General features: G+C 66.7%; 18 protein-coding genes. 9 read left to right on the top strand and 9 right to left on the bottom strand.

What is annotated here, in order from left to right; translation table 11 throughout:
- Entirely contained in the window at positions 1–1,392 is a 1,392-nt protein-coding gene (locus tag BM372_RS06905; protein ID WP_090953486.1) for an SLC13 family permease, read from the bottom strand.
- A gap of 133 nt (positions 1,393–1,525) precedes the next feature.
- Here BM372_RS06905 and BM372_RS06910 point away from each other — a divergent pair, with 133 nt between their 5' ends.
- From BM372_RS06910 to BM372_RS06925, 4 genes are all read left to right on the top strand, one after another.
- Positions 1,526–2,233 carry a FadR/GntR family transcriptional regulator gene (locus BM372_RS06910; protein ID WP_090953488.1) on the top strand — a complete coding sequence of 236 codons (708 nt, stop codon included), beginning with the start codon at positions 1,526–1,528 and terminating at the stop codon, positions 2,231–2,233.
- A gap of 5 nt (positions 2,234–2,238) precedes the next feature.
- Positions 2,239–3,588: a carboxylesterase family protein gene (locus tag BM372_RS06915; RefSeq protein ID WP_090953490.1), complete on the top strand. Its 1,350-nt coding sequence runs from the start codon at positions 2,239–2,241 to the stop codon at positions 3,586–3,588.
- Between the two features lie 96 nt (positions 3,589–3,684).
- A complete protein-coding gene (locus BM372_RS06920; RefSeq protein WP_090953492.1) occupies positions 3,685–4,245 on the top strand; it encodes a GNAT family N-acetyltransferase in 561 nt (186 codons plus the stop codon).
- Between the two features lie 131 nt (positions 4,246–4,376).
- On the top strand, positions 4,377–4,661 hold the full coding sequence (locus BM372_RS06925; protein ID WP_090953494.1) for a DUF1540 domain-containing protein: 285 nt from the start codon (positions 4,377–4,379) through the stop codon (positions 4,659–4,661).
- Between the two features lie 19 nt (positions 4,662–4,680).
- Here BM372_RS06925 and efeB read toward each other — a convergent pair whose 3' ends face one another.
- Complete coding sequence (efeB, locus tag BM372_RS06930) at positions 4,681–6,057, bottom strand: iron uptake transporter deferrochelatase/peroxidase subunit (protein WP_090953496.1); 1,377 nt, start codon at positions 6,055–6,057, stop codon at positions 4,681–4,683.
- Entirely contained in the window at positions 6,054–6,986 is a 933-nt protein-coding gene (efeO, locus tag BM372_RS06935) for an iron uptake system protein EfeO (protein WP_256214086.1), read from the bottom strand. Before efeO ends, efeB begins: the two co-directional genes overlap by 4 nt.
- A gap of 209 nt (positions 6,987–7,195) precedes the next feature.
- Here efeO and BM372_RS06940 point away from each other — a divergent pair, with 209 nt between their 5' ends.
- Positions 7,196–9,736, top strand: coding sequence for an AMP-binding protein (locus tag BM372_RS06940; RefSeq protein WP_256214087.1), 2,541 nt, complete (start codon positions 7,196–7,198; stop codon positions 9,734–9,736).
- Here BM372_RS06940 and BM372_RS20395 read toward each other — a convergent pair.
- Positions 9,696–10,196 (bottom strand): hypothetical protein, encoded by a 501-nt coding sequence (locus BM372_RS20395; RefSeq protein WP_143111441.1) that lies wholly within the window; start codon positions 10,194–10,196, stop codon positions 9,696–9,698. The genes BM372_RS06940 and BM372_RS20395 overlap by 41 nt on opposite strands.
- 124 nt (positions 10,197–10,320) lie before the next feature.
- Here BM372_RS20395 and BM372_RS06945 point away from each other — a divergent pair, with 124 nt between their 5' ends.
- Entirely contained in the window at positions 10,321–11,127 is an 807-nt protein-coding gene (locus tag BM372_RS06945) for a class I SAM-dependent methyltransferase (RefSeq protein WP_218160854.1), read from the top strand.
- 80 nt (positions 11,128–11,207) lie between these two features.
- A complete protein-coding gene (locus BM372_RS06950) occupies positions 11,208–11,642 on the top strand; it encodes a hypothetical protein (RefSeq protein WP_143111442.1) in 435 nt (144 codons plus the stop codon).
- Between the two features lie 116 nt (positions 11,643–11,758).
- Here the strand turns inward: BM372_RS06950 and BM372_RS06955 are convergent, their stop codons facing one another.
- Positions 11,759–13,237 (bottom strand): AAA family ATPase, encoded by a 1,479-nt coding sequence (locus BM372_RS06955; RefSeq protein ID WP_090953502.1) that lies wholly within the window; start codon positions 13,235–13,237, stop codon positions 11,759–11,761.
- 123 nt (positions 13,238–13,360) lie between these two features.
- Here BM372_RS06955 and BM372_RS06960 point away from each other — a divergent pair, with 123 nt between their 5' ends.
- On the top strand, positions 13,361–15,163 hold the full coding sequence (locus tag BM372_RS06960; RefSeq protein ID WP_090953504.1) for an HNH endonuclease signature motif containing protein: 1,803 nt from the start codon (positions 13,361–13,363) through the stop codon (positions 15,161–15,163).
- A gap of 50 nt (positions 15,164–15,213) precedes the next feature.
- On the opposite strand, the gene BM372_RS06965 is transcribed toward BM372_RS06960, so the two are convergent.
- Positions 15,214–16,140: a threonine/serine dehydratase gene (locus BM372_RS06965; protein WP_090953506.1), complete on the bottom strand. Its 927-nt coding sequence runs from the start codon at positions 16,138–16,140 to the stop codon at positions 15,214–15,216.
- A gap of 126 nt (positions 16,141–16,266) precedes the next feature.
- On the opposite strand from BM372_RS06965, the gene BM372_RS06970 reads away from it, so the two are divergent.
- Positions 16,267–16,701 carry a GNAT family N-acetyltransferase gene (locus BM372_RS06970; RefSeq protein WP_090953508.1) on the top strand — a complete coding sequence of 145 codons (435 nt, stop codon included), beginning with the start codon at positions 16,267–16,269 and terminating at the stop codon, positions 16,699–16,701.
- Positions 16,702–16,994: 293 nt separating this feature from the next.
- On the opposite strand, the gene BM372_RS06975 is transcribed toward BM372_RS06970, so the two are convergent.
- The 3 genes from BM372_RS06975 to BM372_RS06985 all read right to left on the bottom strand — a co-directional run bounded on the left by BM372_RS06975 (position 16,995) and on the right by BM372_RS06985 (position 19,320).
- Positions 16,995–17,489, bottom strand: a complete 495-nt coding sequence (locus BM372_RS06975; RefSeq protein ID WP_090953510.1) for a DinB family protein — start codon at positions 17,487–17,489, stop codon at positions 16,995–16,997.
- Positions 17,490–17,578: 89 nt separating this feature from the next.
- Complete coding sequence (locus tag BM372_RS06980; RefSeq protein ID WP_090953511.1) at positions 17,579–18,238, bottom strand: MBL fold metallo-hydrolase; 660 nt, start codon at positions 18,236–18,238, stop codon at positions 17,579–17,581.
- Positions 18,235–19,320: an S-(hydroxymethyl)mycothiol dehydrogenase gene (locus BM372_RS06985; protein ID WP_090953513.1), complete on the bottom strand. Its 1,086-nt coding sequence runs from the start codon at positions 19,318–19,320 to the stop codon at positions 18,235–18,237. Before BM372_RS06985 ends, BM372_RS06980 begins: the two co-directional genes overlap by 4 nt.
- Positions 19,321–19,362 lie beyond the last annotated feature (42 nt).

Genomic DNA, 19,362 nt, shown 5'->3' on the forward strand with positions numbered 1-19,362 from the left:
CTACATCCAGCCGGGCATCACCATGACCAGCCAAGCGATGGCGGGACCGACGACGACGACGATGCCGCTGTAGGCCAGGATCTGCTTGTAGAACTTGTCCTTGTCCACGTCTTCCGGGGCATTGGCGAGCACCAGCGCGCCGTTGGTGGAGAACGGGGAGACGTCAACGATCGTGGCGGCAACGGCCAGGGCGGCGATCACTCCGACGGCGCCGACTTCGCCGGTGGACAGGAAGGGGACAGCCAGTGGGATGAGGGCGGCGAGGATGGCGGTGGAGGAGGCGAAGGCCGAGACCACGGCGCCGATGTAACAAATCAGCAGGGCCGCGAGCAGGGGCATCCCCAGATGGGCTACGCCATCGGAAACGAACTTGATGGTGCCGGCTTCCTCCAGGACGCCCACGAACGTGAGCATGCCGCAAATGAGCAGGACGGTGGACCAGCTGATCTTGTTCACGGCGCCCTTCTGGGCGGCCGGGGAGACGAGGGCCAGGATGATCGCGATGGTGATGGAGACGAACCCGACGTCCACCTTGAAACCGAGCGAGATGACGGCCAGGGCGATCAGGCCTGCGATGGTGACCAGTTGCGGAACGGTCGCGCGGGCAGCGCTGGCGTCGGCGGCGGTGGAACCGGCTGAGGCGGAACCGGAGGTTCCCTTCGCCGAGACGCCGGCGGGCGAAATGTCAGACCCGGAGCCCCGCAAGGTAGCGCCGGCTGCACGGGCGCCCACGCTGACAGTCATCCGGGTTTCGGCGGCCTGCTCCACCAGCTGGCCAGCCTTCGTGGAGCGGAACCTGTTGCCGCCCAAGACGATGGACAGCACCACGGCAATGGCGAGGTTGAAGATGAAGCTGGCCAGGAAAATGGCCATCGGGCTGGCTTCCAGGTCTGTCTTGGCGATGATGCCGTTGACCGTGACGCCGTAGACGGCGATGGGGGAGAAGCCGCCGGCCTGCGCGCCATGGATGACCATCATGCCCATCAGCAGCGGGTTGATCTTGTGCTTGGCGGCGAAGCTCAGTGCGATCGGCGCGATAATGGCGACGGCGGCGGGAGACAGGGCGCCTACAGCGGTGATGAGCGCGGTGATGGCGAACATCACCCAAGGGATGAGCGCGACTTTATTGCCCACCAGCCGGACAGCGCCGCGGACCAGCAGGTCGATCGTTCCGTTGTTTTGGGCGATGGCGAAGAGATAAGTGACACCGACGATGGTCAGGAACAACCCGCCAGGGAAATTGGCGAGGATGTCATTCGTGGACATGCCGAGCACGACCGAGCCCAGCAGGAATGCGCCCACGAAGGCAAGGGCGCCCATGTTGAGGGGCAGCACCGTGGCGAGCAGGAACATCACCGCCAGGATGATGATGGAGAGTACGGGAGCGGACATCGTTGTTCCTCCGGATCGAGAGATAGATGTGATGTGGCTTACTGGCTTAGTGGCCTAGCCTCCTAGACACTAGGTGTCTTTGTCAATAGTTCTCCGGTACGCTTGGGTTTCAGGACAGGCTGGAAGGACGCGCATGGCAAAGCAGTCGGCAACGCACCAGATTTCCCGCGTCTCGCGGCCCCGGCTCTACGAGCAGCTGGTGGAGCAGATCATGGACTTCGTCGAGGCCGCCCAGCTGGGTCCCGGGGACACGCTGCCGGCCGAGCGGGAGCTTGCCGAGAAGCTGGGCGTCTCGCGGGCAACCCTGGCGCAGGCCCTGGTGGCCCTCGAGGTGCTCGGCGTCATCGACGTCCAGCACGGCACGGGAGCGGTGCTCGTCTACCGGCCCAACGTTCCGTCCGTGATCAAGGGCCTCCGTGAGCACCGCAGCCGGTTGCCCGAGATCGTGGAGGCGCGGAGCACGCTGGAGGTCAAGCTGGCGGAACTTGCTGCGGCCCGGCGGACCGAGGCGGACATGCAAGCGATCGACCAGGCGCTCGACGCGATGGCGGACGAGGTCTCCTCGGGGGCCAAGGGCGCGCACGGCGACGAGCTGTTCCACCAGGCAGTGACCGCCGCGGCGCATTCGGCAGTGCTGGCCCAGCTGATGACGTTCATTGCCGGAATGGTCTTGGAAACGCGCCTCGAATCGCTCGGGCAGCCCGGCCGTCCGGAGCAGTCACTTGCCTCCCACCGCCGGATTGCGGAGGCCATCAGGGCCAAGGACTCCGCCGCGGCGGCGGCGGCAATGCTGGAGCACATTGAGCTTGTCTCCGATGTGGCCCTGCTGAAAAACGGGTAGATCGCATGGACGTGAATCTGGCCGCGAACCTTGCCGTGAACCTTGCCTTTGCGCCGCCGTGTGGTCCGGTCACCGGGTGGCGCGACGGCGACGTCGTGCGGGCAACCGGTATTCCGTACGCCGCCGCCGGCCGGTTCCAGCCGCCCGCCCCCGCGCCCGACTGGTCCGATGTGCTCATGGCGACCACCCTGTCCCCGGCGTGCCCGCAGGGGCCGGTGCCGTTCCTGGATGACGTGCTGGGCACCCGCTACGGGGAACTTCCCGGCGACGAACATTGCCAGCGCCTCTCGATCACGCTGCCTGCTGGTACCGACGTTGGCGCACGCCTGCCCGTGATGGTGTGGCTGCACGGCGGCTCCTACACCTCCGGCTCGGGTGACCTGGCCATCTTCGACCCCGCATCGCTGGTTGCCGAAAATCACGTCATCGTTGTCTCGGTGACGTACCGGCTCGGCCTCTTCGGTTATCTGGCCACCGGCACCGGCCGGCCCGCCAACCTGGGCTTGCTGGACCAGCTCGAGGCGTTCCGCTGGGTGCAGCGCAATATCGCCGCCTTTGGCGGCGATCCTGGCCGGGTGACCGCCTTCGGGCAATCCGCAGGAGGCGACGCCGTCGCGCACCTGATGGCGACGCCGGAGGCGGCATCACTGTTCCAGCGGGCCATCATCCAAAGCGCGCCCTTGGGCATCTCCCGGGGACGGGAAAAGATGAACGCCGCCATGGGCGCCGCCGCGGAAGCTGTCACGGAAAGCACGTCGGCCATGGAGGTGGTGGCCGCCGAAGAGGATGTTGCCCGGACGGCACGTAAATTCGGGCTGGTGGCTGCCATGCCGTTTGGTACCCAGTACGGTCACGCGCCCCTGCCCCAGGAATCCGAGATCGACCGGGCCTGGAATGCTGCCGCGCCGGGAATCGATGTCCTAATCGGCCATACCGCGGAGGAGGTCCGCCTGTTCCTGCCGCAGAGCCGCCGCCTGGGCCGCGTGGGGAGGATCCCCGTCGTCGGCGAAACAGTCCTGAAAGCCATCACGTGGGCGGTCACCGAACTGGTCTATGGCAAGTCGGCCCGGCAGTTTGCCAGGCGGCATGTGCGTGCCGGCGGACGCGCCCACAGCTACGTCCTGTCCTGGCGTGCGCCCGGGAATCCTTACGGTGCCGCGCACACCGTTGATCTGCCGCTGCTGTTCGGTCACCAAGGGACGTGGGAGGCCGCCGGGCTGCTGGCAGGCGCCAGTTGGGACGACATCAACGCCCACGGCCGCGCGATCCGGGCACTCTGGGCGAAGTTCGCCCATGGCGACAGCCTGGGGACTCGAGGCGAGATTCCCGGCTCACTCCGGTACCGCTCGGTCTGAACCCCGAGTTGGTCAGTGCCATCGTCATCATCTACCTCGCCCGCCGCCTCGTATACGCCGCACGTACCCGGTGACCCTGTTGATAGATTCGGGGTCATGACCGTTCCGAACGTCACCGTCAGGACAGCGACCGAACACGACGCCGCCCGGCTGGCCGAAGTTCACATCGCGGCGTGGCGGGCCACTTACCGTGGAGTCATGACCGATGAGTACCTTGACGGTCTCGACGTCGGGCGGGCGTCTCTTGCTTGGCGTCGAAAGGTCCTTGAGCCCAAGGACGGGACGGTTCATCTCGTAGTCCAAAGCCGCGATTGTGTTGTGGGATTCGCTGTTCTCGGTGCGGCCCCCGGGGACTCCGGCGCCGGAACCGGCCAGCTCTACGCGATCAATCTGCATCCGGACTGGTGGGGCCAGGGCCTTGGCTCCGTGCTGTTTGCCGCTGCCGAACAAAATTTCATCGAACTCGGTTACGACCGGGCCTTTCTCTGGGTGGAGCGCGGCAACAATCGGGCAATCAGCTTCTACACCAACCGTGGCTGGCTCGACGACGGCGGAACCGTGGAAGATACCCGGTTCGATCCTCCGGTCTCGGAGCGGCGGCACAGCAAGGCATTCGCGCCGCGCGTGGTTCGGCAGGGCCGGCTCGTCTCCCGGTGATCCTTCGTGGAAACCACGAGGGCAGCCGGCTATTAGGTCAAACTATTGGGTCTTTTTGATCGAGCAGGGCTGGCCTACCGTGGACAGGAGTCGCCGCCCGTCCGGACGGCCGAGAACGCGAAGGGTTTGCCATGACAACGCACGTCGCGGACTGCAGCGTAGCCAACTGTTCCTTCAACGACCATTCGGCCTGCAATGCTGCCGCCATCACAGTCGGAGGCAGCGAAGACCATGCTTCCTGCGCCACCTTCATCGACACCGGCTCTCACGGTGGCCTGCCCAAGGTCCTGGCCGACGTCGGAGCATGCCAGCGCTCGGAATGCGCCCACAACGACCACCTGATGTGCCGGGCCCCCGAAGTCCATGTGGGCCCGGGTGCCGACAATGCCGACTGCCTGACCTACACGCACAGGTAGGTCAGAGCCTGCGGCGGCGTCAGGTGAAGAGCCCTTCGCCAATGAAGCCTCCGGCCTTGGTTCCCGGAGGAACCGCGAAGAGACCCGAGCCCGTGTGCTTGAGGTATTCCAGGGCCAGCGTGTCCTCCTTCGCCATGGCCCGCTGCATGGGCACGTAGTGGGTCCTGGGATCGGTGACGAAGGCGATGAAGAAGAGGCCTGCGTCCAGGTGCCCCAGGCCGTCCGAGCCGTCGGTGTAGTTGTAGCCGCGCCGGAGCATCTTGACGCCGTCGTTCCGGCTGGGGTGCGCGAGCCGGACGTGGGCGTCCAGCGGGATCAGCGGCTCCCCGGTGTGCCCGGTAGTGTCGAAATCAGGGGCCGTGAACTCGTCGCCACCGGACAGCGGTGCTCCGACGCCCTTGGTGCGGCCGATCAGGCCTTCTTGTTCGCGCAGCGAGGTGCGGTCCCAGATTTCTATGTGCATCCGGATCCGGCGCGCGACGAGGTAGGTGCCGCCGGCCATCCATGCCTCCCCGGGACGTGTTCCCGGGCCAGCCCAGACGTGCTTCTCCAGCAGGGCGGTGTCCTCGGCCTTGAGGTTGTTGGTACCGTCCTTGAAGCCAAAGAGATTCCGTGGGGTGGTCTGGGACCGCGACGTCGAGGAGGTTCGGCCGAAGCCCAATTGAGACCAACGGACGCGAGTTTGCCCAAATCCGATGCGCGCGAGGTTGCGGATCGCGTGGACCGCCACCTGCGGGTCATCGGCGCAGGCCTGGACCACAATGTCGCCGCCGGTGCGTCCGGGCTGGAGGTCGTCACCGGGAAAGTGGGGGAGGTCGATCAGGGCGTCCGGGCGACGCCCGTCGAGATCGAACCGGGCTTTGCCATCCTTCGCGAACAAGCCAGGTCCGAACCCAAAGGTGAGCGTGAGCCGTCCAGCCCCCAGGTCCAAGGTTTCTCCGGTGTCCTCGGGCGGTGCGTCGTAGGGCCCGTTGACGGCGCCCGTGCCGCCCGTACCGCGCCCGGCGGTCATTGCCTCGGCGGCGGCGGTCCAATCCTTGAGGAGCTGAATCAGCGCTGCCCGGTCCTCGGTGACGACGTCGAAGGCTGCAATGTGGAGGCGGTCCTGGGCCGATGTGGTGATGCCGGCCTGCCGGTCGCCATGGAAGGGGATGACGTCGCCGTCAAGCAGCACCGGCGCGGCCGCGGCCGTTACGGCGTCGTGGCTGAGGAAACCTGCGGCCAGGCCTGCCACAGCCCCGGCCCCTCCTGCCCCCGCGAGCGACAGGAGACCGCGGCGGGAAAGCCTGCGCTTTCCCTCGCCGGTGCCGGCCGGAGCTGCCGGGGCGGCGGCGTCTCCCGGAGCGCCGCCGTCGGGCGTCTGGCCGGAGTTGCCGCTGAAGGGGCATCCGCTCACTGGACGACGGCCGAAGTGAGCTTGGCGAGCGGCTCTCCGAGGGCGTCGACCAGGGCGGCGAGCTGCTGGACTTCGCTCTGGCTGAGCTCGTTGTAATAGGTGAAGCCATCGCCCTTGGTGTGCTTCTTGAGCCCGTCCTGCAAGGCTGCGAACTTCACCTCGAGGGCCTCGGCCAAGGCAGGGTCCCTCCGCTGCAGCGCAGGCTTCAGGCTTTCAAAGGCGGTCCGGGCGCCGTCCACATTGGCCTGGAAGTCCCAGAGATCGGTGTGGGACCAGATTTCTTCCTCTCCAGTGACCTTACCGGTGGCTACTTCGTCCAGGAGTTCCTTGGCGCCGTTGCCGATCTTGTCGGTGGAGAGCTCCACGCTGCCGGTCCGCTGAGCCAGGTCTTCGGTGTCTGCGACAAGCTGCGTGGCGAGGGCTGTCCGTTCGGCCGCCATGAGCGGGGCGAAGCCGGCAGGCGGGAACAGGTCCTTTTCGGCCCGGTGCCAGCCGGTCCATTCCTGCCCTGGTTCGAGATCCGCTTCACGGGCGTCGAGCTTGGGATCGAGGTCTGCGAAGGACTCCGCCACCGGCTCGATGCGCTCCCAGTGCATCCGGGTGGCGGCATAGAGGCCCCGGGCCTTCGCTGCGTCACCGGCGGCATAGGCCTCCGCGAACGCCTTCGTGCCGGTCACCAGCTGATCGGTCTGGTCCTTCACATACGCGGAATATTGCCGGGTGCCGGTGTCCAGGACATCCCGCAGGTCCGCGTCAACGGCGGGGCTGACCTGGACGGATCCGGTGGAGGCACCCGGGGTGGGCGAGCTGGCCATGCAGCCGGTTAGGGCGAGCGGTGCCGCGGTCGCGGCCGCTACCAGGGCAAGCGTCTTGCGGAACCGTGACGCGGTTTTGGGAAGGGCGGTTTTGGGCATGAGGTTACTGGGCATGGGTGTTTTCCTTAGGGGGTGGGCGGAACGTTCGGTCGGATGTTCGGACGCGTCTGTAGGGATCGGGAGGGGTTGGACTGCCTAGCGACGCCGCGGAAGAACCCCCTGTTAGGTGGACCTAAGTAAGGAGGATACCCACTTGGCGAGATTACGCAAACCTTTTGTACCGTAATTTTGTTTAGGTAAGCCTTATCTAATAACGTGGTCCGGTGACCACGCAGCTTGACTTCATGCGGGTCCCCTTTGCCGCCGATCTTGCGAGCTACGGGGACAGACCTGCCATATTCACCGACACCCGCACGTTGAGCTACCGGGAGTTGGCGGAGCGCGTCGATGACCTGGCGGCGCGGCTCGGTGCCGAGCGGCGCCTCGTCGCCCTGGCTGCCGCCAACGACGTCGACTCGCTGGTCGCCTATCTGGCGGCCCTGGTCGGCGGGCACCCGCTGATCCTCTTGCCGGAGGACAAGCCGGCGGCACTGGAATCCCTGATCGCGGCTTATGATCCCGACGTTGTTCTGCGCTCCGGGAGCGGACGGACCGCGCTCCAGGAGCGTCGGCCCGGCACGCGGCACGAACTGCATCCGGATCTGGCGCTCCTCCTCAGCACGTCCGGATCCACGGGCTCGCCAAAGCTCGTTCGCCTCTCGCATGCCAACCTGCAGTCAAATGCCGAGTCGATTTCCGAGTACCTGAACATCAGTCCTGGGGACCGCGCCGCGACGACCCTGCCGATGTCTTACTGCTACGGGTTGTCGGTCATTAACAGCCACCTGCTCCGCGGAGCCGGGCTGGTCCTCACGGACCTTTCCGTGGTTGATCCGTGTTTTTGGGATCTCTTTCGACGGCGTGGGGTCACTGCCTTTGCGGCTGTTCCGTACACTTTTGAGCTGCTGGAGCGGGTCGGGTTCGCGGACATGGACCTGCCGGGGCTGCGCTACGTCACCCAGGCCGGCGGCCGGATGGCGCCGGAAGCCGTGAGGAAATACGCCGAGATGGGCCGGCTGAACGGCTGGGAGTTCTTCGTCATGTACGGCCAGACCGAGGCGACGGCCCGGATGGCGTACCTTCCGCCGGAATTGGCAGCCGAAGTTCCTGGCGCGGTTGGCATCCCGGTGCCCGGCGGCTCGTTCCGCATCGATTCTGTGCCGGGGCTGGAGCATGGCGAACTCGTCTACACCGGCCCGAACGTGATGCTCGGCTATGCCGGGAGCCCGGCGGACCTCGCCGCGGGCCGGACCGTCTCCGAGCTCCGCACCGGCGACCTTGCCCGGAAACACCCGGTTGGTGTCTACGAAGTGGTGGGCCGGCGCAGCCGGTTCGTCAAGATCGTGGGGCTGCGTGTGGACCTGGGACAGGTGGAGCGGCTCCTGGCGGACCTCGGCGTGCAGGCGGCCAGTGCGGGGACGGACGACGGCGTCGTGGTCGCCGTTGAAGGCGCCCACGACACGCAGCTGCTGGCCAAGGTCCTCGCCCAGGGCGTGGGACTGCCTCGGGCCGCTCTCGGGGTACACGCCGTCGAGCACCTCCCGCGCCTGGCCACCGGCAAACTGGACTACCAGGCTGTCCTGGCCCTGTCCCGACCGGACCCTGCGCCGGGGGCGGAAGCTGCGGCGGGAACTGCTGGACGGGACTGTGTCGGGGACAACAGCGTCCGGAAAATCTTCGAGGACGCCCTGGAGTGCGGCGAGATCGCCGACGGCGACACCTTCGTTTCCCTTGGCGGGGACTCGCTGTCATATGTGGCAGCGTCGGTCAGGTTGGAACAGGCCCTGGGCTACCTCCCGCCGGATTGGCATGTGACCCCGGTCCGGGACCTTGAACCGCGGACCCGCACCGCACCGGTCCGGAAGCTGGGACGGCTCTTCGCGCGGGTCGAAACGAGCATCGTGCTGCGGGCCGTGGGGATCGTGCTGATCGTCAGCACGCACGTAGGTCTGCTCAACTGGCAGGGTGCGGCCCACGTGCTCATGGCCGTGGCCGGGTTCAATTTCGCCCGTTTCCAGCTCTCCGGAGAGCGGGTCCCGCGCCTGCGGCGGCAGCTGGCCAGCGTGGGCAGAATCGCGGTGCCGAGCATGGCATTCATCGCGGTTGCCTACCTGATCACCGACCACTACGCACCGGCCAATATCTTGCTGCTCAATGCTGTCCTCGGGCCGGAGGCGGTGACCACGCAGTGGCACTTCTGGTTTATCGAAGTCCTTGTCTACCTGGTGGTCGGAGCAACGGCGCTGCTGGCTGTTCCGTGGGCGGACCGCGCCGAGAGGCGCTTCCCCCTGCTCTTTCCGCTGGCACTGACCAGCGCCGGGCTTTTGACCCGGTACGAGCTGGTGAACCCCGGGCTGCCGCATACGGCGCCGGCCCTCTGGCTCTTCGCGCTCGGCTGGGCCATTTCCCGGGTCCGGACCATAGCCCAGCGCTGCGTTGTCTCTGCCATTGCGGTACTGACCGTCCCGGGCTTCTTCGACAACACAAGCCGGGAATGCACGCTCCTCGTCGGAATACTGCTGCTCATCTGGCTGCCCAGCCTCCCGGTGCCAAAGGCGCTCCGCCGTGTGACGGTGGTGCTGGCCAGTGCCTCCCTTTATGCATACCTGGTCCACTGGGTGGTTTACCCGCCGCTGGCCGGGATAAGCCCCGTCCTGGCCGTCACGGTCTCGCTCGCCGCGGGAGCTGCCTACTGGGCCCTCTGCCTGCGCGCGGCGCGCGCAATCAGCCGGTGGCGGGCTGCCTCACCGGGAGCTGGAGAATGATGGGCGGCGTTGCCATCTGACCGCCACATTGCTCTGAGCCGCCCACCCTGGTCCATTCCAGATGGGAATGCTGCTGGGCGATCAGGGTGCCGTCTTTGGCGGACACGTGAGTCGTTACTTCGTCGGGCAAAGGGCCGCTGACGGTGAACAACCAGGTATTGATCGATGCTTTGGAGGCTATGAAGGGGGAAGGAGCCAGTGAACGGTCGTCCGCGGAGCTGGGGACCGCTGATTTCGGCGATGCGTTCTGTGGGGAGGTCGGATTGGTGACGGAGCAGCCCTCGGGCGTGCATAGCTGAACATCATTCACAGCCGTGAGGTCGCCTTCCAGTCTCACCGTGATGGTGGTGACCCACCCAACAGCCGGGCAGACGACGTCGTTCACGCCGCACGCGGTCACCTGCAGGGCAGCTGCCATGAGCACAACGGCTGACCGAAGAATCCCCCAATTCCACCTCATGCCGCCAGCCTAGACAGATTCGCGCCAGACCGTGCAATGTGATGAGAAGGCGACTTCGCCCAATCTCGGTCCTTGCTGAAGGGAAGGCCTGCACTTGGGGATAGACGTAGGTGGTTTCACGCCCTTGGAAGAGACGGCGTTATTGACCTTGTACGCCCGGGCGCTGGACAGCCGTGCACCGCAGCCGATCCTCGGCGACGGCGGCTCCGAGCAAATCGCGGCCGGCATCGATTACGACTTTGCCGGCCTTGGCCTAGTGACCAGCGTCGTCTGCCAGACGGCGTTGCGCACCAAGATGCTCGACGACAGGGTGCGCCTGTTCACCGCCGCCCATCCGGACGCCGTCGTGGTGGATCTCGGAGCCGGCTTGGACGACGGCATGTTCCGCGTGGAGCCGCCGGCGGCCGTCGACTGGTACAGCGTTGACCTCCCGGCGGTGATCGCGCTTCGCGACCGGCTTCTTCCCGCACGGGCGCGGGCCTACTCCGTGCCTGGATCGCTGACCGACGAACGTTGGCTGGAAGCGATCCCCGCGGAGCGCCCGGTGATCCTGACCGCCAATGGTTTGCTGGCCTTCCTGAATGAGCAGGAGATCATCTCGCTATTCCGGCAAGTGACCGGCCACTTTCAGGCAGGTGAGCTGGCCTTCAATGATTACGGCCGGATCGGCTGGGTGAGTCGGGCGGCGGTGAAGCTGGCTCCACAGCGGATGTTCAAGGCCGTCTCTCACCAATGGAGTGGTTATCCCGGGTTCAAGGACGCCCGTTGGCCGGAGGTGTGGAACCCGCGGTTGAAACTCGTCGAGGAGACCAGCCTGGCCCACGCCCCGGAGGTGGAGCTTTTCCCGACGTGGCTCCGCGTGGCCACCCGGCTCTCCGGACGCATCCCGAGCATGGCCCGCAAGGCGCGTATCTTGCGCTACAGCTTCTAGCCGGCCGGTTGGGCATCGTCTGCAGAGTCACTGATGAACGGCGCGGTATTGTCAGCGTCATGTGCGAACCAGGGGCTGGCTTGAAGAGTGCGCGGAACCGATTTTTGTTCATCGCCGCACTCATGGTGCTGTCGCTGGTGTCGCTGGTGGGGTGCGGGCAGGACCCGACGCAGCCGGATCTGGCCACGCGCCAGGCGTTCGCGAGAAGCGTCGTGGCCGCTGCCGCGTCGGCGTCCGTGGAACGCGTCGAGAAGCTCGTGCCCGAGGTCTTCGTCGATGTCCGTCCGGACGCGCAGCAACTGGTTGAGTTCGCCCGGGGCTGGGATCCGGCGACCGTCCAGCTCAGATTCAGTAACGACTTCCCGGAAATCGCACGGGTCGAGGCACTGAGACCGGGCGGCGCAGCGGGTCTCAAATTCACCATTTCCTGGGGTGGTGGGCACTGGACCTTGGTGATGGGGACCTCGAGCTACGTGCCCACCGGCAACGCAGTGCCTGGTACGCCCGGCAGCTGAACGCCAAAGTAATCGACCCGCGCAGGGCTCCTGCTGTGGCGAAAACGATCAAGTGTTGGTTCCGCAGGGCACTTTCGCCGGCTGGTTGCGCCACCGCACTCCTAGCACCCTCGTTCCTAGCCCCCGAAGTGGAAGGTTCCCGGCGGCCCGGCGAACGGCCCGGGGAACGCGCCGGGAAACGCGCCGCCATGGCCGTCGGCATCGCCGTCGGTCCCGCTGCCGCTCCCGCTGCCGAGGAGGCTTCGGGTCAGGGCGGCGCTGTCGGCCATCAAGTCATCCACCGCCTTCCCCAAATGACTGTCCGCGACCGGGATGTGCTCCAACGCGGCCGCTACGACCGCGCGGCGGATGAGCTCGCGGGCGAAAGAGGCTGTGGTGCCTTCGGTGCGTGCTGCCGCATCCTCGAGTGCCTCCGGGCTGAAGGAAATGCCGCGGGCATAGAGCCTGAGCAGGGAGACACGTTCCGCCTGGGCGGGAAGGGGAATTTCCACGGCCAGGTCCACACGTCCTGGGCGCTGTGCCAGTGCGCGTTCCAGCATATCGACGCGGTTAGTGGTGAGGACGAATGCAACGTCCGCGTCGTTGGCCAAGCCGTCCATGGCGTCCAGCACCTCGAACAGCAGCGGCTGAGGTCCGTGACCGAAGCTCCGATCCTCGGCGATGAGGTCGCAGTCTTCCAGGACGACGATGGAGGGCTGCAGGGCCCTGGCCATGGTGGCGGCCTCTGAAATCCTGGCCAGGGATCCTCCGGAAAGGAGGATTGCTGTGGCACCCTCACCGCGGCTCAGCAGATACCGCACCGTGTGGGTCTTGCCGGTCCCCGGCCGGCCGTAGAGCAGGACGCCGCGTTTGAGGTGCTGACCGTACTTCTTAAGAGAGTCCCGGTGCTCACCAATGCCCAAGGCGTGGTCCGAAACCTTTTCCAGCAGGCCACCGGGCAGGATGACATCCTCCGCGGCCAACGTAGGCCGGGCGTGGAAGGTGACTCCGGCCGCGCTGGGACCGTATTCACCCATCACCAGGGAAATAATCTGGCCCTTGAGGACACTGCGGTGCTGCATCCGCCGTCGGAACTCCGAGAGGAAGCGCCCGGAGTGGTCCGTGGCGCCGGCCAGGACTTCCAGTGAAGCTGATTGCCGGCCGTACCTGGGGTTGGCGTCCCTTTGCAGCACCGCGATTGGACTTCCTCCGTGGCTGAACAGCCACAGTCCCAGCGCCACTACCTGCCGCTGCTCGTCCGGACCGACGGCGAGGTTGGTGTAGTCGGGCTGGGACAGGGGGAAGTGGGGGAACATCTGCGACTGCTGCAGCATGTCGCTCAGCGACTGATGGTGGCGTTGGTCGCCGCCGCCGATGCCCACGAGCCGGTACCCAGGGTCTTCGCCGGCGAGCTCTGCCATGAGGATGTCGGCGTCCACGAACCGGTGCGGCGGAATCTCCTCCACCACTACAGACACGGATTCTGCCGGGACCGCCAAATGCTCGGTTAGGGTTGCCAAAAGCTGGGTTCCCGCCTGCACCCGATGCCGGCCGGACTGCGCAAGCTCTACCAGTTGTGCGAAATTGTCGATGAACTTCCCCAAATTTTCATCCATGCGCTGACCCTACCAGCGCCGTGTGCCGGCACTGAGGCTTTGTCCGGCGTCTTTTGGCCGGTCCTTCGCCGCTGAGATCCCACTTTCATCATCACTGTCGTACCCCTTTGGGAGAGTTGAGTCATGGAAGCTGTTGGAGCGTTCGTCCCGGATGAGGCCGACCGGCCGGGGTCCGGGATGCCCGTCCGGTTTCCGCAACAGGCAGCCGTTCCCGGTGCCGCGGCTGATTCGGTGGACGGTGCTGTAGCCGTGGCTCTGGCGTTGCTTCGGGCATCCACTGAGACAGCGGCAGAGGACGTTGCCCGGTTGGACTTCTTCCAGGCGTCGGACTTCGCCGAGGGCGTGGAGGACCTGTCCCGCGTTGTCGAGTATCTGCAGATCATCGGTGCCGCCCGTGTGGACCGTGCGCGCCGCGAGGCGGCCGCGGTGGAGAAGGCACCCCGCGGGTGGGGCTCGGAACCGGCGGCTGGAACAACCGGCGGCTGGCTGACGGGGTGGAACCAGGAACCCGGTGAAGACGAGGCCGGGGGAGACGAGGCCGGGGGAGACGCGCCGCCCGGGGACGAATCAGATGGCGTGAACGGCGCCGGGGCCGAAGGCGGCGCGGCCCCGCACGGAAGTCCGGCTGGGCCTTGGGGAACGTCCGGCGCCGCCGTGTCTGCTTTGGCCGCGGCCGCGGTGGTGGATGACGGGTACCGGAACTCGGCGGAGTTCCTGCGGGCGCGGCTGCGCATCAGCGCACCGGAGGCCAAGCGCCGGCTAAGCCTTGGCGGCGGGCTGTTGCCCCGGACCGGCATTGCGGGCCGGAGCCTCCCGCCGGCGCGGCAGGAACTCGCGGCAGCCGTGGCCGAAGGGACCATCGCCTCCCGCACCGCCACGCTGATCGCGATGTCCTTGGACCGGGTCGGGCGGGTGGCCCCGCCGGAGGCTGTTGATGACATGGAGCATGCCCTGACGATGACGGCGGTCGAGAACGACCCCGATTTCCTGGCCCGGGTCGCCCGGCGCTGGGTCGAGGCCCTGGACCAGGACGGCACCGAGCCCTCGGAGGAGTCGCTGCGCCGGCTCCAGGGCGTCTTCATCCGCAAACCCCGGCACGGGCTGCATCATCTGGAAATCTTCGCCACCACGGACCAGTTCGAGGACCTGGCCACGGTGATGAATGTGGCCACCAATCCGCGCCTGGGAACCGCAGCCAATCCGGGCGCCGCCGCCGACGACGGGGCTGCCGCGGCCGGGAACGGGGCCGACCCGGCCGAGGCCCGCCTGGACCGCCGAACACGGCCGCAGAAACTCCTCGACGGACTCGTCGGCGGCTGCAAGGCCGCCCTGGCTTCAGGACACCTGTCTGCGGCGGGAGGGCTCCGCCCCCAGATCATGGCAACCATCAACTACCGGGACCTGCTGGAAGGGCTCGACGCCAGCGAACCCCAGACGAATCAAACCCAGGCCAATCAATCCTGGGCCAGCGGAGCTTCCGGCACCGCAGCTCACAGCACGGGCGGGGCCGGATCCTTGGTGTTCACCGGCCCGGTCACGGCGTCGACCGTGCGCAAGATCGCCTGCGACGCCGACATCATCCCGGTCCTGCTCGGCGGCGAGGGCAGGGTTCTGGACATCGGCCGGGCCTCAAGGGTCTTTCCGCCGCACATCCGCAAGGCCATCACGGCCCGGGACCAGGGGTGTTCATTCCCGCAATGCACCATCCCCGCGCCATGGTGCGAAGCCCACCACGTCACGTACTGGTCCCGGGGCGGCAGCACCGGAACAGACAACGGAACACTGCTGTGTTCACACCACCACCGCCTGATCCACAAGGAACAGTGGACCATCCAGATGCGCAGCGGCATTCCCTGGTTCATCCCGCCGCCGCATGTGGATCCGGGCCAAACACCGCGCCGGAACAGATACTTCCGCCTCGACTAACCCTCGATCCTCCGTACCAGAAGCGCCGCGTCGCGGTTCGTTGTTTGTCTCTAGAGCGTGCGCACATCGGTGTTGGCACCGCAGACGATGACTGCGACGCGTTCGTCCTTGCCGGGCGCGTACGCTCCGGAAGTGAGGGCAGCGAGGGCCGCCGCCGCACCGTACTCGGCGGGGATGCGGTACTCACTCCACAACTGCGACCGGGCACTGACAATGGCTGCATCGTCCACGAGCACCGACACCGGTGGGACGCGGGAAGCCATGCTGAAAGCGATCTCGCCGACCCGCCGGGCACCTAGGGAATCGGCGGCGATCCCGGAAACGGGGACATCGACCGGATGGCCGGCCTCGAGGGCCGCGTGCAAGGTGGGGATATTGAAGGGTTCGACCGCGACGACGCGTGCCCGGCCCCCGGCAGCCGCGGCGACGCCCGCGAACAGTCCGCCCCCGCCGACGGCGACAACAATGGTGTCGATGCCGGGCTCGTCCTGAAAGATCTCTTCGGCGAGCGTGCCGGCGCCTGCAGCGATCTCCAGCTGGTCGTACGCGTGGCAGAAGAGCGCACCGCTCGTTTCGACATACTGCATTGCGGCCGCATAGGCCTCCGCGTACTCCGCGCCGACCTGACGGACCGTTGCCTTGTACCCGAGCAGGCGCTCGACTTTGACCCGAGGGGCGGTCTCCGGCACAAACACCGTTGCCGGAACCCCGAGTACCGCCGCTGCATACGCATTAGCCAGGCCCGCATTGCCCCCAGAAGCCGCCACTACCCCAATCTTTGGGTCGAGTTCCCCGCGCTCCCGGGCAGCCAGGATGCGGTTGAAGGCGCCCCGTGCTTTAAATACTCCGGTGTGCTGCAGGAACTCGCACTTGAACCAAAGCGGAGCGGCCGCCGTGCCGCCGCGGAGCAAGGGCGTACGCCGCACATAGCCCCTGATGCGCCTCTCGGCCTCGAGCACGTCGCCCCGGATGATCACGGATTCTCCTCAGTTTGCCATCTTGCTACGACCGCAAGACTAGCGCCCGGCGGCGGTTGATCGGGACCGGACCGCAGGAGGCCCGCGTGACACCAAAGGCTCGAGCCGTTGTGCGACACTGGGCCGATGCCACCGTTCAGCATCTCCACCGTCAGCGAGGTTCCCCAGGCCGAGTTGGTCGACTTGTACGAGTCTGTCGGATGGTCCGCGTATACCCGCCAGCCCGAGGTGTTGACCCAGGCGGTCCGCAACTCGTCGTTCGTTGTTGCCGCCCGCGATGACGGTGGCGAACTGGTCGGACTGGCCCGGGCAATCTCTGATGATTCGACTATTTGCTATGTGCAGGACGTACTTGTCCGGCCCTCCCGGCAGGGCACCGGCATCGGCCGCGCGATGCTGGCAAGCATCACCGCGAAGTACGGACATGTGCGGCAAACCGTGCTGATTACCGACGACGAGCCGGCCCAGCGGGCCTTTTACCAAGCCTTGGGCTTTACGGAAGGGCGTGACTTCCGTCCGGAACCCGTGCGCGTTTTTGCCCGTTTTCACCAGCCAGGGTGATTCTGGAGCGCGGCAGCGGAGGCGTCACAGCTACCTGCCGCTTGCGAGGTAGGGGCATCTGGAACGCTCAGCTTTTGTCGCGGACCCAGGCCGCAATGACAGATCGGAGCGCCGCCTTCTTCGCTTCGAAATCGTCGCCTCGACGAACCAAGCGGCCCGGGACACTTCACCGTCACCCTCCAACAAACCCGAATCATCCTGGATGGACGCACCCTGCTGAAACATCAGCGTGACGTTTTTCTTGGCCTTGGGGAAGAACGATGCAATAGCGGCCGCCCGCGGTGGCGCGGCAGCTAGGGGCGGGCTGCGAGGATTTGCTCGCGCAGGATATCCGCGTGGCCGCAGTGCTGGGCCAGTTCCCGGAGCATATGCAGGTAGACCCACCGCAGGGGCAACGGACCGCGCCGGTTGCCCCGGACAAGGTCATCAAGAGCCAGGGGAGCGGCCCGGCGGCGCGACTCCTCGCAGGCCTGGCTGTAGGCGGCCTGGAGGCTCAGGATGGTGTCGCAGTCCTCCAGGATGAACGATTCATCGGGGGTGGCCGGAATGCCGATCTCCTGGCGGGTCCTGCATGCGATGGCCTCGTCAAACCAGACCTTTTCCACAAACGTGGCGTGCTTGACCAGCCCCAGGAGCGTGGTCCGGGACGGGAGCAGGGATGCCCGGGCCTCCTGCTCCGTCAGCCCGTCCAGACAGCCGTGCAATGCCGCACGGTGCTCATCGAGGAACTCGTCAAACTGGGTCCGGATGTCCGCGGTCCAGGTGGCTGGATCCATGCTTGGGCTCATGGCCCCACATCCTATGGCTGGCAGGCCCGGTCCAGAAATCCGGACCGGGCCTGTCGGCAGTGGCCTCAAGGCCGGGACGAGGGCGGCGGTCAGTGCCCCCGCGCGATCCATTCCTCAAGGTGCGGCGCTTCGGCGCCAATCGTCGTCGGATCCCCGTGGCCGGTGCGTACCACCGTCTCCGCGGGAAGTGGCAGGAGCCGGTTCCGGATGGAGGTGATGATGGTGGGGAAGTCGCTGAAGGAGCGGCCGGTAGCGCCCGGGCCGCCCTGGAACAGCGTGTCACCGCTGAACACAGTGCTTTCAGACCCAGTGCTTTCAGACCCAGCGCTTTCGCCCTCGAGCAGGAAGCAAACGGACCCGGGCGAGTGGCCGGGGGTGTGCAGTGCCACGAGGCTGGTCCCCGCGACGTCGAACGTGTCGCCGTCGGCGATGTCGTGGTCCGGTTCGGTGCCGGGGAAGACCTGTTCCCAGAGCATCCAGTCGTTCCGGTTCAGGTACACGGGCGCGTTCACGAGCGTGCGGACCTCGCCGACGGCGCGGATGTGGTCGTCGTGGCCGTGCGTGAGCAGAATGGCCGTGACCTTCCGGCCTTCGACGGCGGCGGCCACGGCGGCGGGATCGTGGGCCGGGTCGATGATGACGCATTCGGCGTCGTCCCCGACGATCCACACATTGTTGTCAACGTCCCAGGTCCCGCCGTCGAGCGAAAACGTCCCGGAAGTGACCAGCCGATCGATCCGGATGCTCACAGCTCCACCACCGAGCGCAGCACCGCGCCGGCGTGCATCTTGTCGAAGGCTTCATCGATCTGGTCGATCCTGATCCGCTCCGTCACGAAGGCGTCCAGATCCAGCTTGCCCTGCCGGTAGAGGCTGATGAGCATGGGGAAGTCGCGCGAGGGCAGGCAGTCGCCGTACCAGGAGGACTTGAGGGAGCCGCCGCGGCCGAACACGTCCAGCAGCGGCAGTTCAAGGGTCATCTCCGGACTCGGCACGCCCACCAGGACCACTGTGCCAGCGAGGTCGCGCGCGTAGAAGGCCTGCTTGTAGGTCTCCGGGCGGCCGACGGCGTCAATCACCACATCGGCGCCGAAGCCGCCGGTCAGTTCGCGGATCGCTTCCACGGGGTCGACGGCGGAGGAGTCCACCGTGTGGGTGGCACCGAGGTCCTGGGCGCGCTGGAGCTTCTTGGGGTCAATGTCGACGGCGATCACGGTGGTGGCGCCTGCAAGGGCCGCGCCGGCGACAGCTGCCACGCCCACCCCGCCGCAGCCGATCACGGCAACCGAATCGCCGCGCTGGACGTTTCCGGTGTTGATCGCGGCGCCTATGCCGGCCATGACGCCGCAGCCGAGCAGTCCGACGGCGGCGGGGTCGGCGTCGGGGTCTACTTTGGTGCACTGTCCCGCGGCCACGAGGGTCTTTTCGGCGAAGGCGCCGATGCCCAAGGCAGGGCTCAGTTCCGTGCCGTCTTCCAGTGTCATTTTCTGGGTGGCGTTGTGGGTGTTGAAGCAGTACTGGGGTTCACCGCGGCGGCAGGCGCGGCACTCGCCGCAGACGGCGCGCCAGTTCAGCACCACGCGGTCACCGGGGGCAACGTCCGTGACGTCCGGGCCCACGGCGCTGACCACGCCGGTGGCCTCGTGGCCGAGCAGGAAGGGGAAATCGTCATTGATGGCTCCCTGCTTGTAGTGCAGATCCGTGTGGCAGACGCCGCAGGTGAGGATGTCCACGAGGGCCTCGCCGGGGCCGGGATCCGGGACCAGGATCGTCTCCAGGGTGACGTCGGCATTCTTGGAACGGACTACTGCGGCTTTGACCTTATGAACCATGGAACAAGCTCCTCTGCTCTGATGGCGGGATACCCGCACAAC

Source organism: Arthrobacter sp. ov118 (assembly GCF_900116495.1).
Lineage (GTDB): Bacteria > Actinomycetota > Actinomycetes > Actinomycetales > Micrococcaceae > Arthrobacter.

Coding starts and splice junctions, on each gene's coding strand:
- BM372_RS06920 (WP_090953492.1), top strand. CDS start 3,685: ATGACCGTTCCGAACGTCACCGTCAGGACAGCGACCGAACACGACGCC.
- BM372_RS06955 (WP_090953502.1), bottom strand. CDS start 13,237: ATGGATGAAAATTTGGGGAAGTTCATCGACAATTTCGCACAACTGGTA.
- BM372_RS06960 (WP_090953504.1), top strand. CDS start 13,361: ATGGAAGCTGTTGGAGCGTTCGTCCCGGATGAGGCCGACCGGCCGGGG.
- BM372_RS06975 (WP_090953510.1), bottom strand. CDS start 17,489: ATGAGCCCAAGCATGGATCCAGCCACCTGGACCGCGGACATCCGGACC.
- BM372_RS06970 (WP_090953508.1), top strand. CDS start 16,267: ATGCCACCGTTCAGCATCTCCACCGTCAGCGAGGTTCCCCAGGCCGAG.
- BM372_RS20395 (WP_143111441.1), bottom strand. CDS start 10,196: ATGAGGTGGAATTGGGGGATTCTTCGGTCAGCCGTTGTGCTCATGGCA.
- BM372_RS06925 (WP_090953494.1), top strand. CDS start 4,377: ATGACAACGCACGTCGCGGACTGCAGCGTAGCCAACTGTTCCTTCAAC.
- BM372_RS06905 (WP_090953486.1), bottom strand. CDS start 1,392: ATGTCCGCTCCCGTACTCTCCATCATCATCCTGGCGGTGATGTTCCTG.
- BM372_RS06985 (WP_090953513.1), bottom strand. CDS start 19,320: ATGGTTCATAAGGTCAAAGCCGCAGTAGTCCGTTCCAAGAATGCCGAC.
- BM372_RS06915 (WP_090953490.1), top strand. CDS start 2,239: ATGGACGTGAATCTGGCCGCGAACCTTGCCGTGAACCTTGCCTTTGCG.
- efeO (WP_256214086.1), bottom strand. CDS start 6,986: ATGCCCAGTAACCTCATGCCCAAAACCGCCCTTCCCAAAACCGCGTCA.
- BM372_RS06910 (WP_090953488.1), top strand. CDS start 1,526: ATGGCAAAGCAGTCGGCAACGCACCAGATTTCCCGCGTCTCGCGGCCC.